The sequence below is a fragment of the Vibrio sp. 1288 genome (assembly GCF_033344475.1).
The window spans coordinates 1-603 of record NZ_JAWPOX010000783.1 but is presented as its reverse complement, the minus strand read 5'-3'; the positions used below and the strand labels follow the sequence as shown (position 1 = coordinate 603).

General features: G+C 48.1%; 1 protein-coding gene. It reads left to right on the top strand.

From position 1 onward, the window contains the following. The coding region (locus R8O11_RS29340) for a LysR substrate-binding domain-containing protein (RefSeq protein ID WP_318195139.1) at window positions 1–603 on the top strand (603 nt) is incomplete at both ends.

Below are 603 nucleotides of genomic sequence, written 5' to 3'. Positions count from 1 at the left end.
TGTGCTGACGCCAGACGGGGAACTGCTATTTACTCAGGCAGAAAGAGGGTTTGCCCATTTGCAGCAAGGCGTACGCCTTGTCAACCAGGATCCAAACCCGAACCATCTTTCAATATCAACACTGCCCTCCTTTGCCCACCATTGGTTGGTGCCTAAAATCACCGCCTTTCGTCAACGTCATCCTGATATTGCCCTATTACTAGAGCCCACAAATGATCTCGTCTCTTTTCAAGATAGTCAGATAGATTTGTGCGTTCGCTACGGATTAGGAAAATACCCAAATTTAGAATCGCAGTGGCTGATGGACGAAGCCTTTTACCCAGCATGTCATCCGATGTATCAGAAGGAACATGGCATCTATAGCATCGAAGATTTAAGCAAAGCAGAGCTCATCGAAGACGTGTGGCCCGATCTCGACTGGAACATGTGGTTAGCAAGACTTGGACACTCAGCGGCAAAGCCCGCTTTAAAATACAGTGGCTCGCACTTAGTGTTGGAAGCTGCGTTATCCCTACAAGGCGTAGCGCTCGTCAAACACAGCTTGGCGTATCAATATTTTCGGACGGGTAAACTGGTTCGTATTGGCGACATCGCGATAAAACC